The following is a 13902-nucleotide window of genomic DNA, read 5'->3' as shown; positions in this document are numbered from 1 at the left end:
CCGTTCGGGCCGGCGGGTGGCCGGTTGTATCGGACGGGTGATGTGGCGCGGTGGGACGGGGACGGCCGTCTGGTGTTCGTGGGGCGTGCGGACGACCAGGTGAAGTTGCGTGGTTTCCGGATCGAACTCGGCGAGGTCGAGGCCGCGGTCGCGGCGCACCCGGACGTTGCCCAGGCCCACGTGATCGTCCGGGAGGACCGGCCGGGCGACCGGCGCCTGGTCGCCTACGCGGTGCCGGCGGACGGTGCGACGCCCGACCCGGCCGCGGTGCGCGCCCACCTGGCGGGCAACCTCCCCGAGCACATGGTTCCCTCCGCCGTCGTCACCCTCGAAGCCTTCCCGCTGACCGTGAACGGCAAGCTGAACCACAAGGCCCTGCCCGTTCCCGAGACGACCGGCACGGCCGGCGCACGCCCTCCGCGCACCCCTCGCGAGGAGATCCTCTGCGGCCTGTTCGCCGAGATGCTCGGTGTCCGGCGGGTCGGCGTGGACGCCAACTTCTTCGACCTGGGCGGTGACTCCCTGCTTGCCAACCGCCTGACGACCCGGGTGAACGCCGAGTTCGGCACCGACCTCACGATACGCACCCTGTTCGAGGCGCCCACCCCCGCGCGACTGAGCGCGCGTCTCGACGAGGGCGGCGAAGAGGGCGGCGCGCTCGACGTCCTGCTGCCGCTGCGGCCGTTCGGCACCCGGCCCCCGGTCTTCTGCGTCCATCCGGCCGGCGGTCTCAGCTGGTGCTACTCCGGACTCATCAAGCACATCGGCCCCGAGTACCCGGTGTACGGCCTGCAGGCCCGCGGACTGGACCGGGACGAGCCGATGCCTTCGTCCCTGGGGGAGATGGCCGACGACTACGTGCGGCAGATCCGGACCGTGCAACCGGCCGGGCCGTACCGCCTGGTGGGCTATTCGGCAGGCGGCGTCATCGCCCACGCCATGGCCGCCCGGCTGGAGCAGCTGGGGGAGACCGTCGACCTGCTCAGCGTGCTGGACACCTACCCCGGCCAGCGGATGCCGCCCATCGACGAACAGGGCGTCCTCGCCGACTTGCTGCGCTGGGTCGGTTACGACCGAAGGTACCTCGGCGACGGACCGCTCACCCATGAACGCGTGACCGAGGTGCTGCAGAGTTTGGGCAGCGCGATGGCCTCCCTGGAACAGTGCCACATCGCCGCCATCACGCGGATCTACGCCAACAACAGCGAACTGTTCAATTCCCACCTGGCCGAGAAGTTCAGCGGTGACCTCGTGTTGGTCGTCGCCACCCTGGACAAGATCGATATATCGCCCAAGCCGGACACCTGGCAGCCGTACGTCGGCGGCGCGATCCGGACCACGGAGATCGACCGGCACCACACCGACCTGATGAAGCCGGGCCCGCTCGCCGAGATCGGCCGGATCCTGGCCGCCGAGCTGCGCCGGATCGACGGCGCAGGCCAGGACGACGTGGCGCACCCCACCGCGAAGGAGAACTGACCATGACGACCGACGACAGCGCCCGCCGGCCGGACCAGGCCGAGCCGAACGCCCACTTCTTCCGCTGGCTGGAGAAGATGCGCAGGGACGAGCCGGTGAGCTACAACCCGCAGACCTTCCACTGGTCGGTCTTCGGGCACGCCGACATCACCCGGATCACGGCCGACACGGTGACCTTCGTCAACGACATGGCCGACATCACCCCGCCCCAGGAGGACTACGACGTCTTCTTCCGCGGGAACATCGCCGCGATGGACGAGCCCAGGCACCGCAGCTTCCGCATGCTCGTCAGCAAGGCGTTCAGCGCCAGGTACATGGGTGCGCAGGAGCCCTGGATCACCGAGCTGGCCCGGGAACTACTCGACGCGGTCGGTGACAAGGAACAGTTCGACATAGCGGAGGACTTCGCCTTTCCCTTCCCGGTCGCCGTGATCGCCACCATCCTCGGCGCCCCCCGCGAGGACGCGCCCCTGTTCGCCGAGTGGGCGAACCTGCTGCACGCCAGCAACACCGGCGCCGAGGGGCACCGGGCCACCGCGATGCGGCTGAAGTCCCTCAACAGCTACATGTTCGAACAGATCCGCAAGCGTCGCGCCGCACCGCGGGACGACCTGATCACCGCCCTGGTGCAGGCCGAACTCGACGGGCGCAGGCTCGACGACGAGGAGATCATCGGCTTCGCCGGAGTGCTCCTGATGGGGGGCATCACCACCACCGCGGCGCTGATCAGCAACATCATCCTCACGTTCGATCGTTTCCCCCAGCAGTACGACGAGGTCCGCGCCGACCGGCGACTGGTTCCCCAGGCCATCGAGGAGGTCGTCCGCACCCGGCCGTCTTTCAGCAACTTCGTCCGGATGACCAGCGAGGACGTGGAGCTCGGCGGGCAGCTGATTCCCGCCGGCGAGCTGGTCCACGTGTGGATCTCCTCGGCGAACCGTGACGCGAACGCCTTCCCCGACCCGGACCGCTTCGACATCCACCGCGCCCCGAACCGCCATGTCGGCTTCGGCCAGGGCATCCACTACTGCATCGGCGCACCGCTGGCCAGGCTGGAGAGCAGGATCGCGTTCAACCTGCTCCTCGACCGGTACGCGCGCATCTCGGTGAACCCGCTCGGGGACATCGAGTTCCTCGACACCTCGGACATGATCGGAGCCTCCAGGCTGCCCGTCATCGTCAAGAGAGCGTGACCCGGATGGCCGCCACAGCGTCCCCGCGTCCAGCGCACATCGCCGTGCTCAACATCCCCGCACACGGGCACGTGAACCCCACCCTGGGCATCGTCGCGGAACTCGTCCGGCGGGGCCACCGCGTCAGCTACGCCGTGCCCGAGGAATTCGGTCCGCAGGTCAGGGCGGTCGGCGCCGCCCTCGTGCCGTACGGGACGACGCTTCCGGCATCGGACCGGGTCGGGGACTGGCCGTCGGACGATCCCGTGGCCATGATGCGGCTCGCCCTGCGGGCGGCCGTCTCCGTTCTGCCGGGACAGCTCCGTGCCTTCGATGCCGATCCGCCGGACCTGGTCCTGCACGACTTCGGCGCGCTCACCGGCCGGCTGCTCGCCCACCGCCTGAAGGTGTGGTGCGTGTGCCTCTCCACGACCCACGTCTCCCCCGCGACACCCGAGGAACGTGAGCAACGGCAACACCTGTTCGAGGAGCTGTTCCTCGACGATCCCCGCTGGCAGGAGTACCGGCACGGATTCAGGAAGCTGCTCGACGAGGCCGGAATCACCCTGTCCGTGGACGACTACACCGGCCGGCCCGAGCGGTGCCTGGTCCCGATCCCGCGGTTTTTCCAGCTGCACGGGGAACGGGCCGACGAACGGTATGCGTTCACGGGTCCCTGCCTGGGCGAGCGGTCCCATCAGGGCCAGTGACGGGCACCCGCCGCGGACACCCCGGTGCTGCTGGTGGCCCTCGGCACCGCGGGCAGCGACCGGCCGGAGTTCTACCGGCGCTGCGCGCAGGCGTTCGCCGGGACACCGTGGCACGTGGTGATGGCCACCGGCCGACTCGATCCGGCCCTGCTCGGCCCTTTGCCCGGCAACGTCGAGACCCGTGCCAGCGTGCCCCAGCTGCGGGTGCTGGCACGGGCGAAGGCGTTCATCACGCACGTGGGCATGGGATCAGTACTCGAGGCGATGCACCACGGCGTCCATGGTCACCGTCCCTCAGGTCAACGACCAGCCGGTCAACGCGGTCAGGATCGCGGACCTGGGACTCGGCAGGCACCTCCCGCAGGAGGAGGCGACCGTGTCCGCGCTGCGGGAGGCCGTGTTCTCGGTCGCCTCCGATCCCGCGGTCGCCCGGCGCGTGACCGAGACCCGTGCGCGGATGCGACGGCTGGGCGGCGCATCCCGGCCGAACTGATCGAGTCGCAGCTGCCCGGCGGCACCGGCCGGTGGCAGGAGCTTGCCAGGCGCCTGGAGTTCACTGCGGGCGACGCCGAAGCTCATCGGGCCGTACCCGGCACGACAGCCGTCTGAGGGCAGGAAGGCCATGGACCCGAACACCCGAACCCCATCGACATCCCACCTGCTCGTGGAGACCAAGGGCATCTGGACGGACCCACGGGGCGCCTTCCTGCAGGACGCCTGCGCCCTCGCCGAGGCCGGGAACCAGGTTCAGCTGCTCTGCCTGCAGGACGCGGTCACCTTCGCGGTACGGGACGCCTCACCGCACGTCAAGGCTCTGCTGCAGGCCGGCGGCGAACTGTGGGTGGACGACTTCTCGCTCGCGCAGCGTGGTATGACCGACGCCCGCCTGCAGCCGGGCGCGCAAGTGGTGGACATGGCGTGGACGGCGGCCCGGCTGCTGGAACCCCAGGTCAGGCTGGTGTGGCACTGACATGACACGCATTCTTCCGCACACCGACGTGCTCATCACCCTCATGGGTGCGCCCCATGAGAGCGACCTGCTCACCAGTGCCCTGCGGCTGACCCAGGCCCTACTCGACCGCGGGGCGTCCGTCCAGGTGTGGGCCTGCGGCTACGCCACCATGCTGACCCAGCGGGCGCTGGGGGACGGCAAGCCCCGCAACCTCGCCGCGTGGTCGACCGAGTACCCGTCCACCAGCCTCGTCGTCCGGCGGATGCTCGACGCGCACCCAGGGCGCCTGCACTGGTTCGCCTGTCGGTTCTGCAGCGACGACCGCGGAGCGGTCGACCACATCCCCCAGGTGCCGGTGCGGGCGCCGGCGAAGTACGCCGAGCACGTCGCCGCCGCGGCCAAGACGTTCCACCTGGGGGTGATGTGACGATGAGCTCGCACGCGGCCGAACCCGGGCAGGGCAGAGCGCTGGCCATTGTCGAGCGGGCCTACCGGGGAGCCGTCGAGACCCAGTTCTCCGACGCCCTCTACTGCGCCTACCTCTTCCACATCCACCTCGGCGGCCTCGACCTGCTGTTGCGGGGGCCGGCCGTCACCTACGCCGTGCGGGGTGCCACCCCGGCCCTGCGGCTGGGCGGTCAGGACCTGCACACGGTCAACGACCCGCGCGTGAACCTGGCCGTCCTGCTGGACAGCGGGGTGGGGGTCTGGGTCGAGGAGCCCGACCTGCCGGCACACGGGCTGAGCCCCGCGGCACTGCTGCCGGACGTACGGACGGTGCCGGCCGGCGAGATAACCGCCCGCTGGTCCGCGTACCGGTCGGTTTTCTATCTGTGAGTTCTCCCCGAACCGGCCCCCGCGGGTGCCGGCGGGCCGAGACCAAGGACGAAGGAGTGGAGAAGGCTGTGACGGCGTTGGCTACTGGAAAGCTTCCCCCTGTCATATCGGGCTGGTCGGCCGTGTCCTCGTACGGCATCGGCCGGGACTCGTTCGCCGAGGGCGTCCGTACCGGCCGGTCCACGGCGACGGCCCTGACGGACGAGCAGTGGAACGGGCCCGACGAGCGGGCCTGCCTCGTCCCCGGCTTCTCGGTCCGCGAGGCGCTGGGGCGCAAGGGCACCCGGTCCATGGACAGGGTGACGGGACTGGCCGTCACAGCGGTCGGCAGACTCCTCGGCGAGGACAGCGCGCACAGCGGGGAGCCGGTACCGGACGGGTCCCGGGTCGGACTCGTGCTGGGCACGAACACCGGCAGCGCGCAGAGCATGATGGACTTCACCCGGGACACCTTCACCCAGGACAAGCCCTTCCACGTCGACCCCTCCCGGTTCCCGAACACGGTGATGAATTGTGCCGCGGGTCAGTGCGCGATCTGGTACGGGCTGAAAGGCCCCAACCTCACCGTCGCGGCCGGCCGTGCGTCGGGCCTGCAGGCGCTCAACTACGGGCGCCGCCTGCTGACCTCGGGGAGGGCCCGGAGCGTGCTGTGCGGCGCGGCCGAGGAGTACTCCGACGCCCGGTCCTGGCTGGAGCACCACACCCGCGGTGCGCAGGAGCACCCGGCGCTGCTCGGTGAGGGCTGTGCGATGGTGCGGCTGGTGCCGGGCGAGGCGGTGGCCGACGGCGGGGGCCTGGCCGACCTGCTCCGCGTCGAGACGGCGGTGGCGGGGGAACAGGACGTCAGCGGCCCGCTCACCCGGTGTGTGGAGCGAGCCCTGGGACGCGTCGGCGTGGACCCGGCGCAGGTCTGGGCCGTCGCCCCCTCGACCCCCGAGGGCGCCGGCGCGACCGCCGAGCGCGACGTCCTGCGACGGTTGTTCCCCGACGGCCCGCGGTGGCTGTCGCAGCGCGAGCTGATCGGTGACACGTCGGCGGCCTCCGCGGCGTTCCAGATCGTCTCGGTGCTGGCGCTCGCGCAGGACGACCCGGCGGCGAGCGGACGGGTGGCCGTGATCACCTCGGTGGACCGCGACGGAGCGGTCGCAGTTGCGCTGCTTCGGCTGCGCTGAAGACCGGTTGGCAGGTTCTGGCCAGCCTGGCTGTGACGGGCGGCGGAGGCTGCCACGGTGCGGATCGACGAGAACAGGATGGGGTGGCCCAGAGTGACGAAGACCGATGCGTGGGACGTGATCGTGGTCGGCTCCGGCATCGGTGGCCTGGTGTGCGCCGCCTACCTGGCGGTCTCCGGCCGGCGGGTGCTGGTGCTGGAACAGCATGACGTCGCGGGTGGCAACAGCCATGTCTTCCGCCGCCGCAGGTCCTACGAGTTCGACGTGGGCGTGCACTACCTCGGCGACTGCGGCCCCGACGGTGTGCTGCCCGCCATCTTCGACGGCCTCGGGCTGCGGGACCGGCTCCGCTACCTGCCGATGGACCAGGACGGCTTCGACGAGATCGTCACGCCGGGCGTGTCCATGTTCATGCCGGCGGGCTGGTCCGAGTACCGCGGGCGGCTGAAGGAGGTCCTGCCGGGGGAGGAGGCGGGCATCGACGCCTTCGCCGACGTCTGCGAGGGCCTGGGCGAGGAGACCCGCCAGGCGCTGCTCTCCGACCGGGACCTGTCGATCACCGAACTCGTCGCCCGCGCGCCCATGACGGTCCGCTGGGGGCGGCGCACCCTGCACGAGCTGTTCGAGGAGTGCGGTCTGTCGGCCAAGGCCCGGACGCTGCTCGCGGCGCAGTCCCCCAACTACGGCATGGGACCGCGGCAGGCGACGGTCTCCATGCACGCGGCCGTCACCGACCACTATGTGCGCGGCGCCTACTACCCCGAGGGCGGCGGGCAGATGATGGCCGCGGGGCTGGTGGAGGTTCTCGAGGCGCACGGCGGTCGCCTGCTCACCCGTGCCAGGGTCGAACGCATCCTGGTCGAGGACGGCGGAGTGACCGGCGTCGGGCTCAGGGACGGACGGCACTTCAGCGCCCCCGTCGTCGTCTCCAACGCCGACTACCGCAGGACCGTCCTGGACCTCGTCGGCGCCGAACACTTCCCCCGCCGCCTCGTCGCGAAGACCCGTGAGGCGACGATGGGCCTGCCCTTCGCCACTCTGTACGTCGCCACCGACACGCCGCTGCCGGACCGGCCTAACGCCAACCTGTGGTGGTACGCCGACGATGACATCGACGCCTACTACGAGCGGCTCGCGGCCGGGGACATCGACCCGGTCCCGTTCCTGTTCATGTCGTTCGCCTCACAGAAGGACCCGAAGTCGGCCACGGTGTGCCCGCCCGGGCACAGCAACTTCCAGCTGATGACGCTGTGTCCACCGGAGTACGAACGCTGGGGCGTCACCGGAGGGCCGGCCGAGGGCACCCGCTACCGCCGCGATCCGGACTACCGGCACCACAAGGAACGGTTCACCGAGGCCATGCTCAGGGCCGCCGAGAAGGTGCTCGGACCGTTCCGCGACCGCGTGGTGCACCTGGAGGCGGCGACGCCGCTCACGCACGAGCGCTACACCCTGTCCACCGGCGGCACGCCCTTCGGCCTCGCCGAGTGGGGCGGTCCGGGGGGACGCCCGGACACCAGGACACCGGTGACGGGACTCCACGTGGTCGGCGCCAACACCCGTTACGGCAGCGGCATCACGGGAGTCGCCGTCGGCGGCATCGCCTGCGCCGCCCAGATGGTCGGGCGCCGGCTGATGCACGAGGCCCACTCCGGCGCGGTGCTCGGCGATCCGGAACTGCTGCCGGAACGCGGGCCGCGCTGGGACCCGCTCGCCGTGTCCCGGGGCACCGACAGGCACGGGGCCAAAGGACTGGCGGGCATCAACCGCCGCTGACCGGGCGCCGGAGCACATGGCGGCGACATCGCGAGGAGGAATCGAGAAGTGGCGATCGAGGCGGAGGGACTCCGCAAACGGTACGGGGACACCGAGGTCCTCAAGGGGGTGAATCTCAGCGTGCCCGAGGGCACGGTGCTCGGCGTCCTCGGCCCCAACGGAGCGGGGAAGACGACGACGGTGCGGATCCTGGCCACCCTGCTGCCGCCGGACGACGGCCGCGCCACGGTGGCCGGTCACGACGTCGTCGAGCAGCCCAAGGAGGTGCGCAGGCGGATCGGGCTGGCCGGCCAGTACGCGGCGGTCGACGAGCGACTGACCGGCAGGGAGAACCTCACTCTGATCGGGCGGCTCTACCGGCTGGGGCGGGCCGGTGCCAGGAAGCGCGCCGGCGAGCTGCTGGAGCGATTCGACCTGACCCACGCCGCCCACCGGGAGACCAAGACGTACTCCGGCGGCATGCGCCGCCGGCTCGACCTGGCCGCCAGCCTGCTCGCCGAACCGGCCGTGCTCTTCCTCGACGAGCCCACCACGGGCCTCGACCTGACCAGCCGGATGACGCTCTGGAGCATGGTCCGTGAACAGGTCGACGCGGGCGTCACCGTCCTGCTCACCACTCAGTACCTGGAAGAGGCCGACCACCTGGCCGACCGTATCGCGGTCATCGACAAGGGGCAGGTCATCGCGGACGGCACCCCCGACGAACTCAAACGCAAGGTCGGCGGTGAACGACTGGAGGTCTCCCTGGCCGACGCCTCCGACGCGGCCGAGGCTCTGCGGATACTGGAACGGATATCGGTGGGCAGCGCAGGCACCTCGGACAACGGGTGCACGCTGACGGTGCCGGTGGCCTCCGGCATCGGCGCGATCGCGGAGGCGGCCTCGGCCTTGCGGGACCGGGGAGTGGAAGTCACGGACTTCGCGATGCGCCGGCCGTCCATGGACGACGTCTTCCTCTCGCTCACCGGTCAGGCCGGCAGCGCCGAGGCCGTCGAGGAGCAGGAGGTGACAGCCTAATGGGCGAGCTGGTCGACGATGTGATGGCACTGACGGGCCGGCACATGCGGCACATCATCAGGGTCCCGGAGAAGCTCATCGGGGTGACGATCGCCCCGGTCGTCATGGTGCTGATCTTCGGCTACCTTTTCGGCAGCGCCATGACCGTTCCGGGCAACGGCAACTACCGCGAATACATCATGGCGGGCATCTTCACGATGGTGATGTTCTCCGCCGTGGGCACCAGCGCCGCCGGTGTGGCAGACGACCTGAAGAATGGGCTGGTCGACCGCTTTCGGTCGCTTCCGATGTCCCGGTACGCCGTGTTGCTGGGCCGCACGTTCTCGGATCTGGCCATGACCGCCCTCAGCTGTGTGGTGATGGCTGCCGTCGGCCTGCTCATCGGATGGCGCGCACACCACGGTCTGCTCAAGACCCTCGCGGGCTTCGGGCTCTTGCTGCTGCTCGGGTTCACGATGTGCTGGTTCGGCGCGTTGATAGGGCTCGTCGTACGCAGCCCTGAGGCGGTGAACACCATCGCGTCGCTCATGACGATGCCCTTCGCTTTCCTGTCCAACTCCTTCGTGCCGCTCGACGGGTTGCCCCGCTGGATGCAGGTCATGGCCGAGTGGAACCCGATCAGCGCCGTGGTCAGTGGCTGTCGGCAACTGTGGGGCAACCCCTCCACCACGGTCAGCGACGCGCTGCCCGCCCAGCACCCCGTCATCACAGCGCTTCTGACCTGCGGAGTCCTGCTCGCTGTCGTGGCTCCGCTGTCCTCCCGCGCGTACAACCGGGCTGCCGCGCACTGACGTCAGGAGATTGCGCTGTGATGAAGGTGGCCCAGTTCCTCCTCGCCCTGCTGGTGATGACCATCTTCATCACTGCGTTCGTGCTCAGCGCCCGCAGACTGCTCGGCCTGCGGATCGGTACCATCCGCTCACTGCTCGCGGGGCTGGTGAGCTTCGCCGGTCTCGCTGCGTTCAGCCTGCTGATGCAGCGGCCCGAGCAGCACGGCGTGCTCACGGGAGTGCAGTTCGGCGCCACGCTGGTGGTCACCACGGCGTTCCTCGCGGTGCTGGAAATGGTGGCTCCGAGCGGCACGGTGGGATGGCCGGCCGACTGGGTGCGAGCGGTGCGCTCACGGATCGCCCGGACCCGCAGGTACTCCCAGATCGCGGCCATCGTGATGCGGCATGGGCTGCGCCCCTACCTGACCGGCGCGCCGCACCGTGGGCCACAAGCGGAAGCCGGGGCGGCGCTGGCCCGGCCGCTGCGCCTGGCACTGGAACAGGGTGGGGCGACGTTCGTCAAACTCGGCCAGGTATTGGCCAGCCGTCAGGACCTGCTGCCGCCCGAGTTCGTCCGTGAACTGAGCCGCCTGCACCACCAGGTGCCCCCCGAGCTCTGGTCCCTGATCCGCGAGTCGCTGGCAGTGGAGCTCGGCGTCCCCGTAGAACAGGCGTTCGCCATGTTCGACCCGGTCCCCATCGCGGCCGCGTCCATTGCCCAGGTGCACTCCGCGCGCACGCATTCTGGGGAGGACGTGGTGGTGAAGGTCCGCAGGCCCGCCATCGCTGGTGTGGTCCGACGTGACCTGGAGATCATCCACAGCCTGGTGAGGGCGCTGGAGCGGCGTACCCGCTGGGCCCGCGCTCTCGGAGCACGGGAACTCGCCGAAGGATTCGCCCAGTCAGTTCAGGAGGAACTCGACTTCCGAGTGGAGGCCGCGAACGTGGCCGCCACGACAGCCGCCCGGGCCGGGCGCGGCCGGAAGCCCGCCGTCCGGGTGCCCGCCGTCCATGCCGAGCTGTCCGGCGAACGGGTGCTGGTGCTGGAGCGGCTGCCGGGGAAACCGGTCAGCACGGCGCCGCAACTGCCCGGCCTGCCCCGCGAGGAGCGACTGCGGTTGGCCCGTGCCCTGCTGACCGAGATGTTCGAGCAGGTGATGACCGACGGGCTGTTCCACGCCGACCCGCACCCCGGCAACGTCCTGCTGCTCGACGACGGCGAGGTGGGGCTCGTGGACTTCGGCTCCATGGGCCGCATCGACGCTATTGTGCGATCCGGCCTGCGCGCCTTCCTCTTGGCCCTGCACTCGGGGGACGCGGCGGCGCTGTGCGACGCCCTTCTCGTCATCGTTACCCGCCCCGACGAGGTGGACGAACCGGGACTCGAACGGGCCCTCGGGCGGTTCCTGTCCCGTCACTTCGCCGTCGGCGGTACAGCGAACGTCGAGGTCTTCGGTGACCTGTTCCGCCTGGTCTCCCGGTACGGCCTCAAGGTGCCGCCCGAGGTCGCCGCGGTTTTCCGCGCCCTGGGCACGCTGGAGGGCACGCTGATGACCGTCGTACCAGGCTTCTCGCTGGTCGACGAGGCCAGGCGTCTGGTCGACGTCAGACTCGGCCGAGTCGGCATGGCGTCGGCCCTCCCGGACGGCACGCCCCCGGTCAGCCTGGCCGAACTGGCCTCGGTGTGGGAGATGCTCCGCCGGATGCCGCGCCGTCTGGAGCGCGTCACGAGCGCTCTGGAGCAGGGCAGGCTGGGCGTCGGGGTCAGGCTCTTTGCCGACGCCCGCGACCGACGCTACATCCGGTCGTTGGTGCACGAGGTGCTGCTCACCTTCATTGCAGCGACCTGCGGTGTGATGTCCGTCGTCCTTCTGACCATCCGCGGCGGCCCTCTCGTCGTCCCCGGCATCCCGTTCTTCCAGCTGCTCGGCTACCACCTGCTGGTGGTGGCCGGCGTCCTCGGACTGCGCCTGCTCTTCCTCATATCCCGAGGGACATCCGACTAGGGGGTTTCGTTCAAATCGGCGGCTCGGCCCAGCCGCCGGTGCAGCAGCGCCGCACGGCCGTACAGCAGGCCGCCCAGGACGAAGTAGGCGTCGATGCAGCTCCCCGACACCTTGGTGTTCAGCGAGGGATGCGCGTCCCCGGTGATCTCCTGGTACGTCAAGCCCGTCAGTCCCCGGTCCGCCAGGCCCGTCTCACGCAGCGCAGTGTCGAGTAGTCCCGCGCCTCCCCGCACCACGAGCAGCACCGCACCGGTCCACAGGCAGCAGACGGTGATCCAGCGCGGAATCCGGTACCCCCACGGCCGCGTCAAAGCCACTGGAAGAACAATTCCGACCACGAACATCGAGGTGATTACAGAAGCCCAGACGAAGTCCGCCGTGGTTTTCGTCTCCGGAATCATTTCCGGGCCGTCGCCGAGGCCGAAGCGTCCTCCCGCGAACCAGTAGAAATGAAAGGCCGTGAACACGAGGGCCCATAAGAAAGAGGCCACGGCGGCTCGCTGGAAAAGACGTCCGATCCCGACCGTGCCGGAGTCCGTCCGGTCCGCCCCTTGCCTCGGTGTAATTGTCATGACGGCTATTCTCCCCGTGCGTGGGTCACCTCGGCGTCAGGCCGTGGGACGACCTGGCCTCCACCCAGGGGCTGAGCCTCCCCGGCCTGGCGGCGCGTCAGCAGCCGCTCTATTGCGTCGCCCGCCGGACGCGCCCCGCCCGCCCGGCGCACGTCCTCGCGCCCCTCCCGCCGGCGCTGCCCGACCTCAGGGTCCCCCCGCACCTCGTCCGCCGCCTTGCGGATCTCCTGACCCGTGACCCCCTCGAAGGGCAGCCTGGCACCTATGCCCAGCCGCTCGATCACCCGGGCGTTCTCTGTCTGGTCGAAACCCATCGGTACGGCGATCAACGGGACGGCGTGGTGAATCGCCTCCATCACCGAGCCCATGCCGGCGTGAGTGACAAAGGCGTCGGCGTGCGCCAGGATTTGTAACTGCGGTGGCAGTAGTTCAATGTTCCCGGGCAGCTCGCCGAACACCTCCGGGTCGAGCTGCCGGCCGATGGACATCACCACGTGCCACGGCGAGTCGGCGAATGCCTCCAGGCACTCGAAGTACACCCGCTGCACCTGCGGCACCTCCGGCGCGATGGTGCCGAAGGCGACCAGCGGCACCGGCCGTCCGCCAGCCGGCGGGACCCAGGGCTCCTGGTGCTCCTGCTCGCGCACGACCGGCCCGACGAACGTGTGATCGGTATCCTGTTCAGTGGCGTCGGCCTGGAACTGGCGGGGGACGGTAACCACGCAGTGGTCGGCGAACCCGACGTACAGGAACCTGTCGACCGGCATCCCGATCCCGGCGTCGTCGAGCCACCGGCGAAACCTGCGCCGGTACGCCCGCCACCTCTCGTCCTCCGCCACCGAGGCGTAGAAGGGGGCGAGGTCCTCCTCGTAGGTCCTGCTCGACACGCGGGTCGGGGACAACCGGACGGCGGGCACCCCCCACTCGTGGGCCAGCACCTGGGCGGACAGTGCGGCGTAGTCGTACAGGACCAAATCGGGCCTGGCGTCCTCGAAGGCCTTGCGCTGCTGGGGGAGGACGGCGATCGCCTCGTCCAGGAATAGCGACGACATCTCGATGACGTCGTGTAGCGGGAAGCGCTCCCAGCGGTCGGCGCGGGGGAAGGTGGTGTCGTAGACCACGGGGGTCGCGCCGGTCGCGCGGACTTGCGGGGCGTGCCGCTCGTCGATGGAGAAACTGACCCGGTGGCCCCGCCTCACGAGTTTGGCGGCGAACGCCAGATTTGGGTTCACGTGCCCGTCGGCTGGAATGTTGAATAAGACGATGTTTGCGGCCCGCCGGTCCGTTCCCTGCTCTTCCCCCGGTCGTTCCGACTGGACGTTCATGGGCGCCTCCGAATTCGCAACGAGTATGGACCGAAGTGGCCGGTTAGGTTAAAACCCGGGTCGACCCTAACGAGCCCCGGACCGTTGAGAGAGAGCCGAGTCAACTTGCTGTCA

At 70.0% G+C, this 13902-nt stretch carries 14 protein-coding genes and 1 pseudogene; 13 read left to right on the top strand and 2 right to left on the bottom strand.

Annotated features, from left to right (window positions below; genetic code table 11):
* From IE312_RS37310 to IE312_RS37255, 13 genes and pseudogenes are all read left to right on the top strand, one after another.
* Positions 1-1479 (top strand): alpha/beta fold hydrolase (locus tag IE312_RS37310; protein WP_189986759.1); only part of this gene is annotated, 1479 nt, incomplete at its 5' end.
* Between the two features lie 2 nt (positions 1480-1481).
* A complete protein-coding gene (locus IE312_RS37305; protein WP_189986758.1) occupies positions 1482-2672 on the top strand; it encodes a cytochrome P450 in 1191 nt (396 codons plus the stop codon).
* A 5-nt stretch (positions 2673-2677) separates the two neighbouring features.
* Positions 2678-3361 carry a glycosyltransferase gene (locus tag IE312_RS37300; protein WP_189986757.1) on the top strand — a complete coding sequence of 228 codons (684 nt, stop codon included), beginning with the start codon at positions 2678-2680 and terminating at the stop codon, positions 3359-3361.
* Positions 3362-3385: 24 nt separating this feature from the next.
* Positions 3386-3628 (top strand): annotated as a pseudogene (locus IE312_RS44235) (macrolide family glycosyltransferase); the annotation flags it as partial.
* A 13-nt stretch (positions 3629-3641) separates the two neighbouring features.
* Positions 3642-3854, top strand: coding sequence for a hypothetical protein (locus IE312_RS43550; protein WP_229900910.1), 213 nt, complete (start codon positions 3642-3644; stop codon positions 3852-3854).
* A gap of 129 nt (positions 3855-3983) precedes the next feature.
* Positions 3984-4331, top strand: coding sequence for a DsrE family protein (locus IE312_RS37290; protein ID WP_189986755.1), 348 nt, complete (start codon positions 3984-3986; stop codon positions 4329-4331).
* A gap of 1 nt (position 4332) precedes the next feature.
* The gene (locus IE312_RS37285; protein WP_189986754.1) at positions 4333-4740 is read left to right on the top strand and encodes a hypothetical protein; all 408 of its coding nucleotides are present in this window, start codon (positions 4333-4335) and stop codon (positions 4738-4740) included.
* A gap of 2 nt (positions 4741-4742) precedes the next feature.
* Positions 4743-5150 (top strand): hypothetical protein, encoded by a 408-nt coding sequence (locus IE312_RS37280; RefSeq protein ID WP_189986753.1) that lies wholly within the window; start codon positions 4743-4745, stop codon positions 5148-5150.
* Positions 5151-5206: 56 nt separating this feature from the next.
* Positions 5207-6322 (top strand): beta-ketoacyl synthase N-terminal-like domain-containing protein, encoded by a 1116-nt coding sequence (locus IE312_RS37275; RefSeq protein ID WP_229900909.1) that lies wholly within the window; start codon positions 5207-5209, stop codon positions 6320-6322.
* Positions 6323-6415: 93 nt separating this feature from the next.
* Positions 6416-8098, top strand: coding sequence for a phytoene desaturase family protein (locus IE312_RS37270; protein WP_229900908.1), 1683 nt, complete (start codon positions 6416-6418; stop codon positions 8096-8098).
* Positions 8099-8146: 48 nt separating this feature from the next.
* Positions 8147-9115: an ATP-binding cassette domain-containing protein gene (locus IE312_RS37265; RefSeq protein WP_189986751.1), complete on the top strand. Its 969-nt coding sequence runs from the start codon at positions 8147-8149 to the stop codon at positions 9113-9115.
* Entirely contained in the window at positions 9115-9906 is a 792-nt protein-coding gene (locus tag IE312_RS37260; protein WP_189986750.1) for an ABC transporter permease, read from the top strand. Before IE312_RS37265 ends, IE312_RS37260 begins: the two co-directional genes overlap by 1 nt.
* Before the next feature lie 20 nt (positions 9907-9926).
* A complete protein-coding gene (locus tag IE312_RS37255) occupies positions 9927-11891 on the top strand; it encodes an ABC1 kinase family protein (protein ID WP_189986749.1) in 1965 nt (654 codons plus the stop codon).
* On the opposite strand, the gene IE312_RS37250 is transcribed toward IE312_RS37255, so the two are convergent.
* Positions 11888-12463 carry a DUF3995 domain-containing protein gene (locus IE312_RS37250; RefSeq protein ID WP_189986748.1) on the bottom strand — a complete coding sequence of 192 codons (576 nt, stop codon included), beginning with the start codon at positions 12461-12463 and terminating at the stop codon, positions 11888-11890. The two genes, IE312_RS37255 and IE312_RS37250, sit on opposite strands and share 4 nt — an antisense overlap.
* A gap of 5 nt (positions 12464-12468) precedes the next feature.
* Positions 12469-13788 carry a macrolide family glycosyltransferase gene (locus IE312_RS37245; RefSeq protein ID WP_189986747.1) on the bottom strand — a complete coding sequence of 440 codons (1320 nt, stop codon included), beginning with the start codon at positions 13786-13788 and terminating at the stop codon, positions 12469-12471.
* Between the last annotated feature and the right edge of the window lie 114 nt (positions 13789-13902).

The organism is Streptomyces capoamus, assembly GCF_014654935.1.
GTDB lineage: Bacteria > Actinomycetota > Actinomycetes > Streptomycetales > Streptomycetaceae > Streptomyces > Streptomyces capoamus.
Note: the sequence above shows the minus strand (reverse complement) of the source record. Positions and strands in the feature narration are given on the sequence as shown.